Below are 17,253 nucleotides of genomic sequence, written 5' to 3'. Positions count from 1 at the left end.
CGCGGGAGTAATCCATGGTTTCAGCGACCGACCTGGCCAAACTGCTTGGCGCCGCTTTCTCGCAGGCCAACCGCTTGCTGCGCCTGCAGACGCCCCTTGGGCAAGACGCGCTGATGCCGGAGCAGCTGCAGGCGGCAGAGCAACTGGACGGCGGCGGGTTCCGCATCGACCTGACGGCGGTGTCGGATAACGCCGGCATCGATGCGCAAAGCCTGCTGGGGCAGGCCGTGCGCATCGACCTGCTGACCCAGCGCAGCCGCACCACGCTGCGGCCCTTCCATGGCCACGTCACGCGCTTTGAGCTGGTGGGCGCCAACGGCGGACTGGCGCGCTACCGGATCGTGGTGGAGCCCTGGCTGGCCTTCCTGCGCCACCGCCGCGACAGCTTCCTGTTCCAGGACATGTCGGTGGTCGACGTGGTGGACAGCGTGTTCGGCGACTACAACGGCCAGGGCAAGCTGGTGCCGGCGTGGCGCTGGGCGCTGCGCGACGCCTCGGCCTATCCGCGCCGCAGCATCGTCACGCAGTACGAAGAGAGCGACTTCGATTTCGTGACGCGCCTGCTCGCCGAAGAAGGCTTGTTCTACTACTTCGAACATGAAGCCGCCGACGGCGAGGCACTCGGCACGCACCGCATGGTGATCGCCGATGCCAACGATGTCTTCCAGGATAACGAACAGGCCAGCATCCGCTTCGGCCGCGCCGATGCCACCGCTGCCGAAGACGTGATCGACCGCTGGCAAGGCGCGCGCAGGCTGCAGACCAATGCCGTGGCCGTGGCCAGCTGGGACTATCGCGCCAAGGCGGTGCGCAGCGCCGAGGCCGGTGCGCCGGCCGAGGGCAATTCAGCCGCTCCGACCCTGCAGGATACCGACTATCCCGGCCAATACTGGTTCGAAGACGGCGAACAGGCGCAGCGCCATGCCCGGCAACTGGTGGAGGCGCTGGAAGTCCGACGCCTGTCGTTCTCTGGCGAGGGCAGCGTACGCACGCTGGCGCCCGCCAGCCGCTTCATGCTGACCGGCCATTATGACTACGAGCGAGTGCAAGGAGACGACGAACGCCGCTTTGTCGTCCTGGCGGTGGCGCATGCGGCCCGCAACAACCTGAACGAGCGCTTCCGCGGCGTCATCGATCAATTGCTCGGGACCGGCCAGCCGACTGAGGCGCCAACCGAAGGTACATCGGCCGCCGCGGACGTGCCGTTCTACCGCAACCAATTTACGGTAGTGCCGGCAAAGCTTCCATACCGCCCGCAGAAGCTTGACGGACGAGGCCGGCAACTCCACCCGCGACCCACCGTCACGGGCGCACAGACCGCCATCGTCATCGGTACGGACGGCCCCGTGCATACCGACCGCGACCATCGGGTAAAAGTCCAGTTCCACTGGCAGCGCGGGGCCCGCTCGGCCAGCCGGCTGTCTCATCCCGCGGGCGACGACAACGCCCGCGCCGAAGCCGGTTTGGGCACCTGGGTGCGCGTAGCGACCCCGGTTGCCGGCGCAAACTGGGGCGGCGTGGCACTGCCGCGCGTCGGCCAGGAAGTGGTGGTGGAATTCCAGCACGGCGACATCGACCGCCCGGTCGTGATCGGCGCCGCCTACAACGGCCGCGGCCAGGCCAGCGCCCAGTACAACCAGAACCAGACCGGCGCTGCCAACGCCACCGGCAACGCACCGGCGTGGTTCGCCGGCAGCAACGAGACCGCCGATGGCAAACAGGACGGCAACGGCAAGCCCGACGGCCAGCAAGGCCACGCCCACAATGCGGTGCTGTCCGGCATCAAGACCCAGGCCCTCGGCCACAGCCAGGACGGTACCGGCGGTTACAACCAGCTGGTCTTCGACGACACCTCGGGACAAAGCCGCACCCTGCTATCTACCACGCAAGCGGCCTCGGCGCTGACGCTGGGCCACCACCTTGAGCAACGCGACAACGCCCGCCAGGCAGCCCTGGGCCACGGCGCCGCGCTGGAAACGGCAGACAGCGGCGCCTTGCGAGGCGGCGCGGGCATGCTGCTGACCGCGCACGGCGCCGGCACCGGCGTACCTTTGCTCGACAGCGAGGGCGCTGCAACGCAGGTGGAGGCCAGCACCGAACTGCTGACCTCACTGGCCGATGTCGCGCGCAAGCAGAAGGCGGACTTGCCGGATGAGCCGGCTCCCGCCGAACTGCCCGCCATCGCTCAACTGAAGCACACCACCGAAGTGCTGCGCCATACCGAAGAAGGGGCCGATGGCAAGGCCAGCGCCACTGCCTATAGCGAGCCCCATCTGCAGGTGTCCGCACCCAAGGGCATCGCCGCAACCACGCCCGCCGATGCGGTGCTGGTCGCGGGGACGCAGTTGACGGTGGCAGCGCAGAAGGATGCCAATGTGGCGGCGGGCGGGAATCTGTCGGTGGCGGTAGCGGATGGCCTTAGCTTGTTTACGCATGGGAAGGCTGGGGGTGAGTCCGCAGCGGGGATCGCCATGCATGCGGCGAGTGGGAAGGTGGGTGTTGCCAGCTTGCAGGGACAGGGTCGCATTGCCGCCGAAAAACTGGTGACGGTGTCCTCGTCTCAGGGAGCGGTCAATGTGCAAGCGAAGGAGCATGTGCTGTTGAATGCGGCGGGGGCGCAGATCCGGGTGCTGGGGAACGCGATTGAGGTGCATGCGCCGGGGATGACTACGTTTAAGGGGGCGCAGCATTTGTTTGTGGGGCCGGGGGGGAGTGAAGCAAATACGAGCCTGCCCAAGGGCGAGCTACCCTTGTGCGAGTATCAGGCGATGGGGGCTGAATCGACCGGTGCCGCCATCGTTCCGATTCAATCCTGACTTGCTAATTATGGCCGTGCAAGATCGCCACCTAATGAATCACGCTGAGTCCTGGAATGCGCAGGGCGCAGCTGACATGCCTGCTGGCCACTCCGCCTTTTCTCACCGGTGGCTATCAGATTTCGCCTACGGGCTGCTGAATCCGCTGCGCCTTGAACGTGAGGAATGGGAAGACCTTCCGGTTACCAGGCTAGCACCTCCAGGATTGAAAGTGCAGGCGGAGTTCATGCCGTTGCTGTTAAGTTTCAATGATCTGACCGCGTCGCAACGCGCTATCCTGCTGGGTCGTATAGAAACGAGAGAACAGCAGGGGGACTCATATCTTTGCGGTCTCCTCAACAGCGACGCCGAGAACTCAGTGCTGAGCGCCCATCTCAGCCGCCTTCTGGTGATGACACGACAGGACAATGGACAGCGTTACTTGCTTCGCTATTACGACCCGCGTGTCATGCGTCACTTGCAATGGTTATTGACGGACAAGCAGCATGTGGAATTCTGCGGGCCGATCAGCGTCTGGTCGTGGCCTGCATCCAGCGGCTGGATTACCAGCCGCCGTCTCGCCCAATACAGTCCCGGCCAGCGATTGGTCCTGCATCCCCACCAGTGGGCGACGCTCGAGCGCCTGGCCCTAATGAACCGGGCACTGACGGAACTTGAGATTTTGGCGCCTGATCTATCGCAGAGCGACGCGTTGTTTCAGCGGCTCGATGCGGCGCTGCTCCAGGCCAGTACTGAACTCGCGCTCACCGATAGCGAGGATTGGCTGTTTTGCGCCATTCAATCCGTCCGCTTTCATCCGCAGATCCACCATCATCCGCAGCTATTGGAACGTCTTGGGCAAGCAGCTACCAAAAGGGGAAGCTATGCTGCCGCATGTGCGGACCTTGACGATTCCGCTTGGCTCAGTATGGCGGAGGAGCTGAACAGCCGAATGCCGACAGCGTAATGAGACAACCATGACCCAATCTGGTACGACTCCGAAGAACAACAAAGCCGGTTGCCCGTTCTGCCTAAAGAAAGGGCTGCCGATCTTGCCTGTCCGGTATGCGATCGCCCGCGATGACATAGGCAAGGGCAAACCTGCGCCACGCCTTGGTGGTCCCTTTGGTCACGGCGTCCAAGAGAATGAACTGCCGGCAGGGCAACACTATACGTTGCGTCTCATGCGGCCCGGCTACCTCTATGTGTGCAATGAAAAGCGTGGCAGCTGGGATGCCTATGTGGTCACGGAAAAAGGGTACCTGTACCCCTTTGCAACCGAGATCAAGCACAGTGTCCTGGAAAAGATGGACACCAACAAGGTGCAGACCATTGACGCGTTGTTGCAGCCGCCCAAGGAAGCCATCGAATTCAGTTGCCAGAGGGAACCCGATCATCCCTATCTAGCTCGTTGCATCATGGTTCCCGATGCCAGTTCCGCAGAAAGAATCTGGATCGGATTCTCAGATACACCGTGGACAAAACGTGTATGGAAGGCGCATACCAATGCGAGGGAGAGAGCGCGCCATATGCGCGAACTCCGTTTGGATCTTTGGAAAGGAGGAAGCCACCGCCACGTCGATTCGTTGGAAAAGCTAGGTAGCCATTTGTCCGAGGGAGGCTATGCGATCAAGGAGACCCGTCCCGAAGCAGGCAAGCGCGGCACATATCCAAGCGAAATGGCGGGACAACCATCCGCATTTTCTCACTCGCCACAGGCATTTTACGGTTTGAGCGAACAGCTGCCCGGTCTTGTCAACTGGGCAAACTCGCAAGCAAAGCGCATGGGAATGGTTGCCCCAATGTTGGCAGTTGACGACCCAGTCGGATTGGCTTTGGAGGCCGCTCAATTGCTGCGCTTGCGCGTCGAAATATTCGAACGCGACAAGGGCAGAGACTGGAAACACGCCACGTCCACGACCATCGTGGGCATGCGGCATGCCATTGAAGAGCAGGCCGTGCAGGAAGCGCTCCAAGTCAAACGAAACACTTCTAGCGTTGCCGTCTACACGTACGCCGATGGAATGCCGGTCGCGACGCCCTATGACCCAGACCTGGAGGAAATGGTATGGGAGCAGAATGGACTGAAGGCACTGACGCCGGATGAAGAGAAGCGCGCGCGCCGAAATGCTTGGAAGGAGTATCTGAACGATTACAGCGAGCCTAACCGAGAAGCCTTCGATAAGGAACTCGAGCGCGATATGAACGCGTACGCCAAGAACATACTCGCGCCGCTCGCGCGGAGCTTTGTGGCATGGTACGGAGGGACTCCGTATCGCGAGGCGATGGCCTGCAACCACGATGATACCGATATCAAGAGCGGCGAAGCCATGACCAGCCTGGTCATGGCTTGCTTGTATGACATTGTTGGTATTGAGCCGGTATCCGACATCCTTCTCAAGGAATTGCAGGGTGCCTTTACGGAGCGCAAGAACATGGTTCTGCGGGCACTTGTGCTTGACAACTCCGAGGCGGCGAAGAAATTGGAGAAGGCGGCGACTGCAGAGTTAGAAGTAGGCAATCCTGGAGCCTGGAGCAATGTATTCAAGGCCTTTGCCCACGTACTGGAAAAGGGGCATGCAAATGAATTGGCAGGGGCCTTTACAAGCGTCGCGCGCTTGGCTTACAGCGTGTCAGGGCCTATCGTCACCTTGCTTGGGCGCTCCGGTCGGGCAGTCGCTGGAAAAGCTGGAGATGCAGCGGTTAGTCTTGCGGTTCGCTATCGCCAGATGGCGTTGCTCGGTTTGCTCGCCAATAAACCGCTAAACCGACTAAAGATTCGGGCATCGGAGGCAGAGCTTGCCCACATCATCGTTGATGAGTTGGCGCGGGCGAGTCCAAATGTTGACCGTGAGGCCTTACGGCGGCAGGTGGACCGTCACGTTAGGGCGGAACTGTCCGAGCGATCCGGCGCTCGAGCTCGTGCCCCCGACGCAAGGAATGCTAGGGGCAGGCGCGTGTTCCACTGGACAGTCTTCTGGGATGAAGAGAGTAAGCGCTTGTTCAACGGTACCAGGTTGGATCAGTTGGACAACGTGCTATTGAGAGAGGATCAGCTAAGATCTGTGCTGCGAAGCCGGACGGCAAACGGGATCAAGTTGGATATCGGCCTGGGTGCGGCTGGGATGATTCTGGATGGTTGGAACGTCTGGCAGGCGTTCGCCGATATGCCTGATGCCAAGAAGGGAACGAAGGGGCAAAGACAGCTTCAACTCGTCGGCGCGTTGACCAGCCTGGCGGGAAGCGGTGTGGAACTATTTGGGAAAGCGCTGGAGCGAACTAGATGGGGAAAGACTGCACTTGTTAGCCCCTTTCGGGTGTTTCTGACACAGGTTCCAAATCGCGGAGCGTTGGTCGCCTTTTTTGGCAAATGTATTGGCACAGTCGGCAGCTTCCTAGGCGCTGCGCTGGATGCTTGGAAAGGTTGGCAGGCGGTGATGCGCGGAGACGTTCCTATGGCGGTGCTTTATTTCAGCTCCGCCCTCGCTGGAGGCATCATCGCCGGTCTCATGCTTTTTGGGTTGCTAAGTGCCGGCTTAGGATTCTTGCTCTTGCTTGCTCTTGCATTGCTTTCCATGTTGGGTGAGTGGTTAATCAATGTTATACGTGACAACAAGGTAGAGATCTGGCTCGATAAATCGCCATTTGGTCGTCATGAGCATGGACGATTCAAGCACTTGAAGGAACAAGAATTCGCCTATGAGGCGATGATGAAAGCCTGAATGGAGTAGGTAAATGAGAGACGGTGAGTATGCAGGCTGGATTACACGGTACAAATTAGATAGGTCGCTGTATCAGTATGAGGAGGAGGAACATTTGGATCCTAAAGCTCCCGCCGCGGAATTACCTCCAAATGATCATGGGCTCCTTCGCTTGAATTCGACTTTTTGTGAATACAGGGATAGGTTTTTTTTGCGCCGCGGGTGGGCTGCAATGGGCGGCGCTCCATTCTTTTTTTTGGCCTTGTTTTTTGCTGGATTGTTTGGGTTTACTATATATTCACCACGTGATGATGGATCGGACCCCACCGATGCAATGGTTACATTTAGTTGGATCGTTACCATAATATGCATCCTGGGCGCAATATTCGTCGTAAAGGTCATCTGGTTGAAGGATTTTTTCCGCTATACGCACTACCCGATTCGTTTCAATCGGAAAAATAGAGTAGTCTACGTTTTTCGGCACAATGGTCCGGGAGGTGTTCTGACGGTGCCTTGGGACGACGCCTATTTCTTCATCGGACGTTCCGGGCCAGCTATGGGCGGGCAGACTTATTTCACGTTCGATTTGCGTTGTCACATCCTCGACGATCAAAGAATAGTCCGCGATACATTCGCGGTTGGGATGGACGGCAGTAACAGTCGCGGTGCAGTCCTGGAACATTGGGAAATGGTTCGGAGGTATATGGAGGATGGACCGCAATCGCTACCGTTTCCACCACTGGCAATGACGGTCAACACAGAACCGACTTTTCGGAATGCAGTGATAACACAAGTGAGCGGCCAGTTTTCCGGTATCTGGCGAATCCTGATGCTGTTCATTACGCTACCTTGGGCGCTGTTCCGCTATCTGGCCATGAAGACATGCAAACGCCCTGTCTGGCCGGCAGAGGTGGAGGCGGCCTGCATCATCGATCCGGATGATCCTTTTGTCCAATATGAGCCCCGCTATGCGGGGGACCTTAAGACGAGGGGGCCTGCAGGCGAGAATGAGCTGCTTGCCTACCGCGAACGTGCGCTGAGGATGGCCCTGGAGTACGATGCCGAGCGGAGAAACCGTCTCGGTCCGGATGGGACAGCTGCTTAAAGTTTATCCACGCTGGGAAGCTTACCGTTGACGCTGGCGGTTTGGCGTTGGCCGATTTGACGACCGCTTCGCATGTTGCTCGATCCAAATTGCCACGGAGAGGTAGAAACAGGCAAGGAGCTTCATGTTCGGTCGCGAATACGAGTGGGCACGCGCTAGGCACCAATCTATTGCCACAGCGACTGCGGCAAGCGAAGACATGATCTGATCGAGCCGACGAGCCGTTACGATGGAGGGTTGCTCGCGAAACCGGTAGGAAAGGTCAAGGAGAGTCGGTGGCTGTTTGACTGGCAGTGCCGCAGCGCGAATCGGCGGGTTCCGCATCGACCTGACGGCGGTGTCGGATAACGCCGGCATCGAGGCGCAAAGCCTGCTTGGCCAGGCCGTGCGCATCGACCTGCTGACCCAGCGCAGCCGCACCACGCTGCGCCCCTTCCATGGCCACGTCACGCGCTTTGAGCGGGTGGGCGCCAACGGCGGGCTGGCGCGCTACCGGATCGTGGTGGAGCCCTGGCTGGCCTTCCTGCGCCACCGCCGCGACAGCTTCCTGTTCCAGGACATGTCGGTGGTCGACGTGGTGGACAGCGTGTTCGGCGACTACAACGGCCAGGGCAAGCTGGTGCCGGCGTGGCGCTGGGCGCTGCGCGACGCCTCGGCCTATCCGCGCCGAAGCATCGTCACGCAGTACGAAGAAAGCGACTTCGATTTCGTGACGCGCCTGCTGGCCGAAGAAGGCTTGTTCTACTACTTCGAACATGAAGCTGCCGACGGCGAGGCACTCGGCACGCACCGCATGGTGATCGCCGATGCCAACGATGTCTTCCAGGACAACGAGCAGGCCAGCATCCGCTTCGGCCGCGCCGATGCCACCGCTGCCGAAGACGTGATCGACCGCTGGCAAGGCGCGCGCAGGCTGCAGACCAATGCCGTGGCCGTGGCCAGCTGGGACTATCGCGCCAAGGCGGTGCGCAGCGCCGAGGCCGGTGCGCCGGCCGAAGGCAATTCAACCGCCCCGGCCCTGCAGGATACCGACTATCCCGGCCAATACTGGTTCGAGGACGGCGACCAGGCGCAGCGCCATGCCCGGCAACTGGTGGAGGCGCTGGAAGTCCGACGCCTGTCGTTCGCTGGCGAGGGCAGCGTACGGACGCTGGCGCCCGCCAGCCGCTTCATGCTGACCGGCCATTATGACTACGAGCGAGTGCAAGGAGACGACGAACGCCGCTTTGTCGTCCTGGCGGTGGCGCATGCCGCCCGCAATAACCTGAACGAGCGCTTCCGGGCCGTCATCGATCAATTGCTCGGGACAGGTCAGCCGACTGAGGCGCGAGTCGAAGATACATCGGCCACCGCAGACGTGCCGTTCTACCGCAATCAATTTACGGTTGTGCCGGCAAAGATTCCATACCGCCCGCAGCAGCTTGACGGACAAGGCCGGCAACTACACCCGCGACCCACCGTCACCGGCGCACAGACCGCCATCGTCATCGGCACGGACAGCCCCGTGCATACCGACCGCGACCATCGGGTAAAAGTCCAGTTTCACTGGCAGCGCGGGGCCCGCTCGGCCAGCCGGTTGTCTCATCCTGCGGGCGACGACAACGCCCGCGCCGAAGCCGGTTTGGGCACCTGGGTGCGCGTAGCGACCCCGGTTGCCGGCGCAAACTGGGGCGGCGTGGCACTGCCGCGCGTCGGCCAGGAAGTGGTGGTGGAATTCCAGCACGGCGACATCGACCGCCCGGTTGTGATCGGCGCCGCCTATAACGGCCGCGGCCAGGCCAGCGCCCAGTACAACCAGAACCAGACCGGCGCTGCAAACGCCACCGGCAACGCACCGGCGTGGTTCGCCGGCGGCAACGAGGCTGCCGATGGCAAACAGGATGGCAACGGCAAGCCCGACGGCCAGCAAGGCCACGCCCACAATGCGGTGCTGTCCGGCATCAAGACCCAGGCCCTCGGCCACAGCCAGGACGGTACCGGCGGTTACAACCAGCTTGTCTTCGACGATACCTCGGGACAAAGCCGCACCCTGCTATCCACCACGCAAGCGGCCTCGGCGCTGACGCTGGGCCACCACCTTGAGCAACGCGACAACGCCCGCCAGTCAGCCCTGGGCCACGGCGCCGCGCTGGAAACGGCAGACAGCGGCGCCTTGCGGGGCGGCGCTGGCATGCTGCTGACCGCGCACGGCGCCGGCACAAGCGTGCCCTTGCTCGACAGCGAGGGCGCTGCAACGCAGGTGGAGGCCAGCACTGAACTGCTGACTTCGCTGGCCGATGTCGCGCGCAAGCAGAAGGCAGACTTGCCGGACGAGCCGGCTCCAGCCGAACTCCCGGCCATCGCCCAGTTGAAGCACACCACCGAAGTGCTGCGCCATACGGAAACAGGAGCCGATGGCAAGGCCAGCGCTACTGCCTATAACGAGCCCCACCTGCAGGTGTCAGCACCCAAGGGCATCGCCGCAACCACGCCCGCCGATGCGGTGCTGGTCGCGGGGACGCAGTTGACGGTGGCGGCGCAGAAGGATGCCAATGTGGCGGCGGGTGGGAATCTGTCGGTGGCGGTGGCTGATGGGCTTAGCTTGTTTACGCATGGCAAGGCTGGGGGTGAGGCTGGGGCGGGGATTGCCATGCATGCGGCGAGCGGGAAGGTGGGTGTGATGTCGTTTGAAGGCAGGGTCAGCATAGCAGCCGACAAGGTCGTTTCTCTTTCGTCTGTGCAGGGCATAGTCAATGTCGAGGCACGAAAACACGTGCTGTTGAATGCTGCTGGGGCCCAAATTCGCGTCGTCGGTAGCCAAATTGAGGTACATGCTCCGGGTATGACGACTTTTAAAGTGGCGCAGCATCTTTTCACTGGGCCTGCGGGTTCCGAAACGGAAAACACATTACCTAAGGCCAAGCCCGCGTATCACGAGCAGTTTGTTCTACGTGATGAAATCAGCAATGAGCCGGTCGCATTCCGTCATTATCGAATCGAAGATGCAAAGGGCACGCTACTGGCCCAAGGAATTACCGATGAGCACGGTCGAACGATGCGTGTTTATACGGAAAGACCCGAAGAAATCAAGGTGTTCTACTGAGCGGATATTGCCATGTACGACGACAAGACATCGACTCCTGACAATGACACGTCCGCCGGATCCGCCCCAGACAGAGAGGCTCCGCGAGAGACGGCGCGGACTAATCCTAAGCCGAAGAGCGAGGTGGTCACCAAGGTTCGGCCTGAGCCTCTTCTGGTCTTCAGACCTGAAACAGGAGAGTTTATCTGCGTGCCCGCCGCAGACGTGACTGCGTTTGAAAATGCTTGCGCATTGCTCGACCGGGTTATTGAGGCCTTCCACGCTGCGAATGAAAAGGTCGATAAGCTGGCAGAGCGCTTGCACAAGTTACAGACATCGCCATTATCAAGTCCAGCAGAACGCAGCACGGCAGAGCAATCCCTGATGAAGGCATATCAGGAAGCTAAGGCAGCGCAAGAGAAGTTGCGGGGGACACTCGAGCCGCTTGACAAGCTGGACGGAGGGCATAAATCCATCGTTGAGCTAATCCCAATATACAAGGACAAGGCGGGGCGGGAAAAACGGAGCTTCCGTAAGTATACGGCGCGATATGTACGGTCAGACCGAATCAAGAGCGCTTGGGACAAATATGTCCCGACCGGCTGGGAGCAGTTGAAAGGAACCGCTAAAGAGAAAAAATCTGGCGACAAAGCGTTTCTTTCGCGTGCCAACGGGACTACCAAGATCGATACAAAGGAACTAAAGAAAGGTCTCACCGAGCTTGAGAAAAAGTTCAAGACCGATCTGATTAAAATTGATTCCCATGCAGTGCAAGGAATACTTTTTCCCTGGGCGGAAAGTTGGAATAAGAGCCTTCAATATGATCGCGCCAATTCCAATCCGGACGCTGCGCTCAAAAATAATGTCGATCTTACCGCTCAGGCCCAGTTGATGCGCTATTTTGCCGGCGTCGGTCTCGCTGCTGAGTGGGATCCCAAGAAAGGCGAATGTGCCTTGAAGGCGGGAGCCAGGGCAGAGTTTGCGGTGGCGGAAGCCAAAGCCTCTGCCAAGTTCTATTTTCCGGACAAAGTTGGCTGGATCTGGCAACTGACAGATAAGCAGTCAGACAAGTCGACGGCGATTCGCTTCGCGGCTGAACTCGGACTATCCGGCATGGCCGGTGCGAGTGTGGTCGCGGAACTAGGCGTCGCTATTAACTATAAGGACGAGAAACGCAAGGAGCTCGGCCTCTATGGTGCGGCCGTCAATGGGGCAGGTGCTAGACAACGAGAACTAAAAATCAACCAGCGACCCATCGACCCGGCCGTGAGTGGCGAGTTGGAGGCGTTTGCTGGTGTGAAGGCCGAGCTCAAGTTACTTGGAAGTGTTCAGTGGCTAAACCCTGAAGACCTGGCTGGAGGGTATCAGGACTTTGCGAAAGTCGGTCCGGCAGTCACCGGCATGCTCGGTGCAGGTGCCGGATGCATGCTAGAGCTTACATATGCGGCAGGAAAGTTTCGTTTCCGGGCCATGGCAAGCGTTTGCCTGGGTGCGGGCGCCAAGGGCAAGTTAGAACTCGAAGTGGATGTTGGCCAAATCGCGCAGTTCTTCAAGTGGTTTGCCTACCAACTTTACCATGCGGATTATACGCAACTGAAGTTCGTTGCAAAGGAAGCGTTTGAGTTAATTGTTCGCCTCCATGTGATGTTAGTAGAAGGTACGATTCGGGAAGCACGCGAGGTCGTCGGATGGGCTGAGTCGAAGATTCGCGATAATTTTGATGATTTGCTTGACATGTTGGAGAAAGAAGATCGGCGAGTAAAGTTGATGGAGCGTATCCTTGTTAGTTCATCCGCCGCATTGCGGAATACTGTGCCCGAGGCAAAAGGAGCGATGCTATATCAGCTTACGCGTCACGATTGGCGTATAGATGGTTTAGATGCGCGTAACCATCGAGGGCGATATTATGGTCGCCGTAAAGATGCAGTAAAAAAAATATTGCGCGAAGCGCAGACTCGTAGAGATTTCGATAACATAGTGCAACACATGACGCCGGATGGTAGTAAGGGCAGCCTGCCTAATAACCGGGCACATCTCGAAAGGTTTTTGGATATGGCTCTTATCGGCAATGCGGGTGATGACGAAGAGATCGATGATTTTTACTATCGGCTTCAGGCTTCGTTAAAATTGGAACCGACTAGAGGTTATCCAATGTGTTCGAATAATGCTCCTGTATATCTTGCTCAATGCAGTATGGGTACGGATCATCCTCTTCTGGCCGATATTGGTATGATGCCGATGCCAAACACGGCATCGGCATAAGAGCCGTCAGTTGACGGGGGTTGTAGAATTTACTACGCATCGAAAACCAATGTCGGGGTGTCGATCAGTTGTCGGGATATTATCAATGAATCTCGTTTCTTTGCTAGGAGGGGCCTTCTGTCGATACATGGTAACCGCCGTCGCATAATCCCCTTCCAACCCGCGCACGACCTTTTCTGTACCCCTAGATGGCCCCGGCGGATTGTGGCGCGGTGAATGCTCGTAATAAGTCGGCGAAAACCAGTCATTCACCCAATCTCTACCGTTACTTGACATGTCATAGATGCCAAGAGGATTGGGGGGGAACTTACCGACCGGATACGCTCTGGGGGAAGATACGCCCGGCATCATGTCTCGGCGCTGTTCATAGCTTGCCACATTTCGACCGTCGTCGTATTTGCCGTTATCGGTGGCCCACGCATGATATTTACCACGGCTGCGGGCCGCATACTCCCACTGCGCTTCAGAGGGAAGGTCGAAGGGAAGTTTGGTGACGTTCCTGAGCCACAGGCAGAAATTTTTAGCTTCGTGCCAGTTTACGCCTGCAGGGACATTGGGAACTGTTCGATATGGTCTCGTCACGTTTTAATTCTGCGATCCGTGGCGTGCCTGTGGCTGAGGAGTAAACGTCGAAATCCTCATATGTCACCTTATACTTTCCAATAGAAAAGCTCTCTAATTCCACGTCATGCAGCGGTTTCGATTCGTCTTGGCTCGTATATGGAAGTTTGTCCGGAGTGCTGATAGATCCGAAGTCTCCCATCTTAAACGTGCCGCCCTTGACAAAGACCAGGTTTGATTTGGTCTTCTTAATCAGCGCTTGCACTGCTACGTTACCGTCATGTGCCAACGAAGATTGAGTCGGCAACATAGAGAGCAAGGCAATCAGCAGAGCAGAAGACTTCGGAATCGGCTGTGATGTTATCTGCATCGCTTTCTCTGGTTTGGTCTAGAGCGGATATTATGCAAGAAAATGCACAAGTATTGAAGTAAAATGGTAATGTTAACCGTTTCACGTGCGTAGGGAGCATGAAGTTGGCATACATGCGACCTATCGACAATCCGTCGAATCATGCGCAAGGACTTCGTTCCTTGCTACTGAGTCAGCATGACGCCAGAGCAATGCGCGGGGCGAAGAGTGCGGCATCTGCTTCACTTAACTCAGGTCCTACTGAGCGAATTACGTCCTACACTCCAGCCGAAGTTCAGCGGCAAAGGCTAAGCCTACGGTTCACTGTCACGTCTATTTTAGTCGATTGGTAACGGGGAATTTACGGCGCACCGGAATCCCGATTCCGGCTGGCGATCCGAAATCGGCGTTTTTCCAAGATAAACCTGGGATTTAATCGCTCGGGCTTTTTGTCGATACATGGTTAATGTCGCCCACGGATGAAATTTCCCACCGCTTCTTGCTGCATATTCCCATTGTGCCTCGGTTGGTAAATTTGATTGCGCATCGCTAATTTTTGCGAGCCACAGGCAATAAGTCCTTGGCTTCTGTCCAGTTGACACCGGCTGGAACATTGGCAACCGTACGGCAGGCCTTGTTAGCTTCCAATTGGCCAATTTGTTGCGTGTGGGTGGCCTTAGAATATACATCAAAATCCTCGTAAGTAACTTTATATTTCCCAATGGAGAAATTGTCTAGTTCCACATCATGAAGCGGTTTAGACTCATCTTGGGTGGTAAACGGGAGTCCATCCTCGGTCGAAATTGATCCAAAATCGCCCATCTTGAATGTCCCGCCTTCAACAAAAACAAGATTTGCCTTGCTCTTGTTGAGGAGTGCTTATACATCCTCATCGAGTTGGAGTGCCCATGATGAGGATGCAAAGAATGCGAGAGCAGTGGCTATCAAGGCGTAGGTGATAGAACGGCGAGCGTGTTGCATATCATCTCATCCCAATGGCTGTCGGTAGGTTGAATTATGCGGGGGACCGCCTGAGGTCACTAGTCACATTGACAAGAGTAACAAATATGACCGAATGCATTGTGCCATCCCGTTCGTCGGATGGGGCTGTTGCAGTGCCCAGAGCAAGCGCTAGGCCATCTGCCACGCCCCGCTGCAATGTCTTGGTTGACGAGCGGATTGTGCGCGATACCTTTGCCGTTGGCATGGATGGCAGCAGCCGCCGCAGGGCAGTACTTGAACATTGGGAGATGGTGCGCCGTTACATGGAAGACGGCCCACCGAGCCTACCGTGTCCACCGTTGGCGCCGCAAAATGCTTGCTCTGGGCACCACGCCCATGGCCTTACCACACCTCCAACGCTACACTTACCTCTTGTTCCCAAGGCTGACTGACCACCATGGCATCCCTCCAGTTCGACCGCTTGCTTGCCCCGCTTCCCGGCGACCAGCCCTGCGGCGAAGACCTGCTGTTTTCCGCTGAATTCGACCGCATCCAGGAGGCGCGCCGCGCTGATGATCCGTCGTTGGACCAGGGCGATTGGGTTACGGATATCAAGGAGGCAGACTGGCGCGAGGTGATCGGCATCGCCACCTCGCTGCTGCAGGATCGGACCAAGGACCTTCGCCTGGCGGTGTGGTTGACCGAGGCCCTTTCCAAGGAGCGGGGTTTTGCCGGGCTGCGCGACGGCTACCAGCTGACGGCCGAGCTTTGTGCCCAATACTGGGATCACCTGCATCCGGTAATGGAAGCCGACGATGTCGATTACCGTACCGGCAGCGTGACGTGGCTGGCGGGGCGGTCGAGCCAGTTGATCCGCGAGATTCCACTGGTCGATGAATCGGCGGGTGGATATACCTACGTCGACTGGGAGGTGGCGACGCACCTCGCGGAAGCGATTCGGCGCGATCCGGAGCAGGCGGACGAACTGGCTCAGGGCAAGACCAGCCAGGAGCAATTCGAGGCAGCGCGTAAGAAGACGCCTGCGGCATTCTATACGGCACTGCATGCGGACCTGGTGTCCTGCGAAGCAGCGCTGAAGCACCTCGGCGATGTTCTGGACGAGCGGGCCGGCGAGCATGCGCCCAGCTTCCGGCAGGCGCGAGAGGCGCTGGAGGCAGTGCGTATGCTGGTGGAGCGTTTTGTCGGCAAGCCGGCGGAACGGGCACCCGGTGCGGAGGTTACCCAGGCATCGTCCTCGCCGGCGCAGGCCGGGCATGCAAGCGCGCCAGCCGGCGCTGCAGACGCCATGCACTCCGGCCCGATTCGCACGCGTGCCCAGGCGCTGGCCCAATTGCGCGAGGTCGCGGATTTTTTCCGACGCACGGAGCCGCACAGCCCGGTGGCTTACCTCGCGGCGCGCGCTGCCAAGTGGGGCGACATGCCGCTGCACGCGTGGCTGCGTACGGTGGTCAAGGACGATGCCACGCTGTCGCAGATCGAGGAATTGCTGGGCGTTAGCGCGGATCCTTCCACCGATAACGACGCATAATCCCAGGCCACGCCGGCAGTATCGATGCGCCGGCGTGGGTTGCAGCAATGCTGGATTACTGCCCCGCCCGGAACTCGATCCTCCGGTTCTTCGCCCTTCCTTCCTCCTTGTCATTCGGTGCCACGGGCTGGTCCGGCCCCACGCCCACCGCCGTCAGCATGCCGGGCTCGCCGCCTTTGCCGATCAGGTAGTTCTTCACCGTCTCGGCGCGAGCCTGGCTTAGCGTCAGGTTCAGCGCGCGGCTGCCGGAGTTGTCGGTGTGGCCGACAATCTCGATCTTGCGCCCACTCAGGCGCGGCAGCACCGCGGCCATTTCATCGAGGATGGCGCGGCCCTTGGGCGTCAGCGTGGCGGCGCCTGTTTCGAATTCGATGATCCGGTTGGCCAGGGTCTGGTCCAGCAGGTTCTGTTCGGAGGCCGGCACGCGCAGGCCGTTCTTCACCGTATAGCTCTGGCCCAGGCCGGTGGCCATGTCGCTGGCGATCTGCTGGCGCTGGGCCTCGTTGCGTACGTCGCCGTGCACGGACACCTGCGTGCCATTGATGCTGAGCTGGCCGCGGCTGACCTGCTTGATTTGCGGCGAGAGAATCTTCTGCACATTGGCCGACCAGTTCGGCGGCGAGACCACGTTGCCGACTTCGATCTGGTCCACCACGTTGGCGCTGCCATACAGCTCGCGCAGGCGCGCCAGCACGCTGGCCTTGGTGGCTTCGTCAGGGACCGCGCCGCCTGCGACGACGCGGCCTGAAGGTGCCGCCGCCGACGCGGCAGGCGTAGCGGTGGTACCGGTATCGCCGGGCGCGGCATGGCCGGGCAGCATGACCAGCGCGGCCAGCAAGCCCGCGGCCAGTGCAGGCGTGCGTGTTCCAACGGCGGCGGAGGCAGCCTTGAAGTGGGCCACGCGGTTGCGTACTGCATTGACACCCAT

General features: G+C 59.2%; 12 protein-coding genes. 7 read left to right on the top strand and 5 right to left on the bottom strand.

All coding sequences use genetic code 11. The features are described 5' to 3' along the window. Positions 1-14 precede the first annotated feature (14 nt). The 6 genes from A2G96_RS27040 to A2G96_RS33570 all read left to right on the top strand — a co-directional run bounded on the left by A2G96_RS27040 (position 15) and on the right by A2G96_RS33570 (position 12,924). Entirely contained in the window at positions 15-2,816 is a 2,802-nt protein-coding gene (locus tag A2G96_RS27040; RefSeq protein ID WP_062803258.1) for a type VI secretion system Vgr family protein, read from the top strand. 76 nt (positions 2,817-2,892) lie between these two features. Next, a complete protein-coding gene (locus A2G96_RS27035) occupies positions 2,893-3,762 on the top strand; it encodes a DUF4123 domain-containing protein (RefSeq protein WP_167354398.1) in 870 nt (289 codons plus the stop codon). 10 nt (positions 3,763-3,772) lie between these two features. Beyond that, on the top strand, positions 3,773-6,517 hold the full coding sequence (locus A2G96_RS27025; RefSeq protein WP_150124263.1) for a T6SS effector BTH_I2691 family protein: 2,745 nt from the start codon (positions 3,773-3,775) through the stop codon (positions 6,515-6,517). A gap of 13 nt (positions 6,518-6,530) precedes the next feature. After that, a complete protein-coding gene (locus A2G96_RS33575) occupies positions 6,531-7,601 on the top strand; it encodes a DUF6708 domain-containing protein (RefSeq protein ID WP_150124262.1) in 1,071 nt (356 codons plus the stop codon). A gap of 283 nt (positions 7,602-7,884) precedes the next feature. Next, positions 7,885-10,683: a type VI secretion system Vgr family protein gene (locus tag A2G96_RS27015; protein ID WP_231909665.1), complete on the top strand. Its 2,799-nt coding sequence runs from the start codon at positions 7,885-7,887 to the stop codon at positions 10,681-10,683. A 12-nt stretch (positions 10,684-10,695) separates the two neighbouring features. After that, the gene (locus A2G96_RS33570; protein ID WP_150124261.1) at positions 10,696-12,924 is read left to right on the top strand and encodes a hypothetical protein; all 2,229 of its coding nucleotides are present in this window, start codon (positions 10,696-10,698) and stop codon (positions 12,922-12,924) included. A 6-nt stretch (positions 12,925-12,930) separates the two neighbouring features. On the opposite strand, the gene A2G96_RS32825 is transcribed toward A2G96_RS33570, so the two are convergent. From A2G96_RS32825 to A2G96_RS34050, 4 genes are all read right to left on the bottom strand, one after another. Further along, positions 12,931-13,506 (bottom strand): formylglycine-generating enzyme family protein, encoded by a 576-nt coding sequence (locus A2G96_RS32825; protein WP_082819109.1) that lies wholly within the window; start codon positions 13,504-13,506, stop codon positions 12,931-12,933. After that, positions 13,445-13,795 (bottom strand): SUMF1/EgtB/PvdO family nonheme iron enzyme, encoded by a 351-nt coding sequence (locus A2G96_RS34450; RefSeq protein ID WP_417926446.1) that lies wholly within the window; start codon positions 13,793-13,795, stop codon positions 13,445-13,447. Before A2G96_RS34450 ends, A2G96_RS32825 begins: the two co-directional genes overlap by 62 nt. 377 nt (positions 13,796-14,172) lie before the next feature. Next, positions 14,173-14,448, bottom strand: a complete 276-nt coding sequence (locus A2G96_RS34445; RefSeq protein WP_197672308.1) for an SUMF1/EgtB/PvdO family nonheme iron enzyme — start codon at positions 14,446-14,448, stop codon at positions 14,173-14,175. Beyond that, positions 14,384-14,656: an SUMF1/EgtB/PvdO family nonheme iron enzyme gene (locus A2G96_RS34050; protein ID WP_082819107.1), complete on the bottom strand. Its 273-nt coding sequence runs from the start codon at positions 14,654-14,656 to the stop codon at positions 14,384-14,386. The genes A2G96_RS34445 and A2G96_RS34050 overlap by 65 nt, the downstream gene beginning before the upstream one ends. Positions 14,657-15,233: 577 nt before the next feature. Between A2G96_RS34050 and tssA the strand changes: the two genes are divergently transcribed. Further along, entirely contained in the window at positions 15,234-16,325 is a 1,092-nt protein-coding gene (gene tssA, locus A2G96_RS27010) for a type VI secretion system protein TssA (protein WP_062803254.1), read from the top strand. 55 nt (positions 16,326-16,380) lie between these two features. Here tssA and A2G96_RS27005 read toward each other — a convergent pair whose 3' ends face one another. Further along, positions 16,381-17,253, bottom strand: a complete 873-nt coding sequence (locus A2G96_RS27005; protein WP_062803253.1) for an OmpA family protein — start codon at positions 17,251-17,253, stop codon at positions 16,381-16,383.

The organism is Cupriavidus nantongensis (assembly GCF_001598055.1).
GTDB lineage: Bacteria > Pseudomonadota > Gammaproteobacteria > Burkholderiales > Burkholderiaceae > Cupriavidus > Cupriavidus nantongensis.
Note: the sequence above shows the minus strand (reverse complement) of the source record. Positions and strands in the feature narration are given on the sequence as shown.

Excerpts from the sequence above, each read along its gene's own strand:
- A2G96_RS27040 (WP_062803258.1), top strand. The coding sequence starts at position 15 with ATGGTTTCAGCGACCGACCTGGCCAAACTGCTTGGCGCCGCTTTCTCG.
- A2G96_RS27035 (WP_167354398.1), top strand. The coding sequence starts at position 2,893 with ATGCCTGCTGGCCACTCCGCCTTTTCTCACCGGTGGCTATCAGATTTC.
- A2G96_RS27025 (WP_150124263.1), top strand. The coding sequence starts at position 3,773 with ATGACCCAATCTGGTACGACTCCGAAGAACAACAAAGCCGGTTGCCCG.
- A2G96_RS33575 (WP_150124262.1), top strand. The coding sequence starts at position 6,531 with ATGAGAGACGGTGAGTATGCAGGCTGGATTACACGGTACAAATTAGAT.
- A2G96_RS33570 (WP_150124261.1), top strand. The coding sequence starts at position 10,696 with ATGTACGACGACAAGACATCGACTCCTGACAATGACACGTCCGCCGGA.
- A2G96_RS34450 (WP_417926446.1), bottom strand. The coding sequence starts at position 13,795 with ATGTTGCCGACTCAATCTTCGTTGGCACATGACGGTAACGTAGCAGTG.
- A2G96_RS34445 (WP_197672308.1), bottom strand. The coding sequence starts at position 14,448 with ATGTTCCAGCCGGTGTCAACTGGACAGAAGCCAAGGACTTATTGCCTG.
- A2G96_RS34050 (WP_082819107.1), bottom strand. The coding sequence starts at position 14,656 with ATGGGCGATTTTGGATCAATTTCGACCGAGGATGGACTCCCGTTTACC.
- tssA (WP_062803254.1), top strand. The coding sequence starts at position 15,234 with ATGGCATCCCTCCAGTTCGACCGCTTGCTTGCCCCGCTTCCCGGCGAC.
- A2G96_RS27005 (WP_062803253.1), bottom strand. The coding sequence starts at position 17,253 with ATGGGTGTCAATGCAGTACGCAACCGCGTGGCCCACTTCAAGGCTGCC.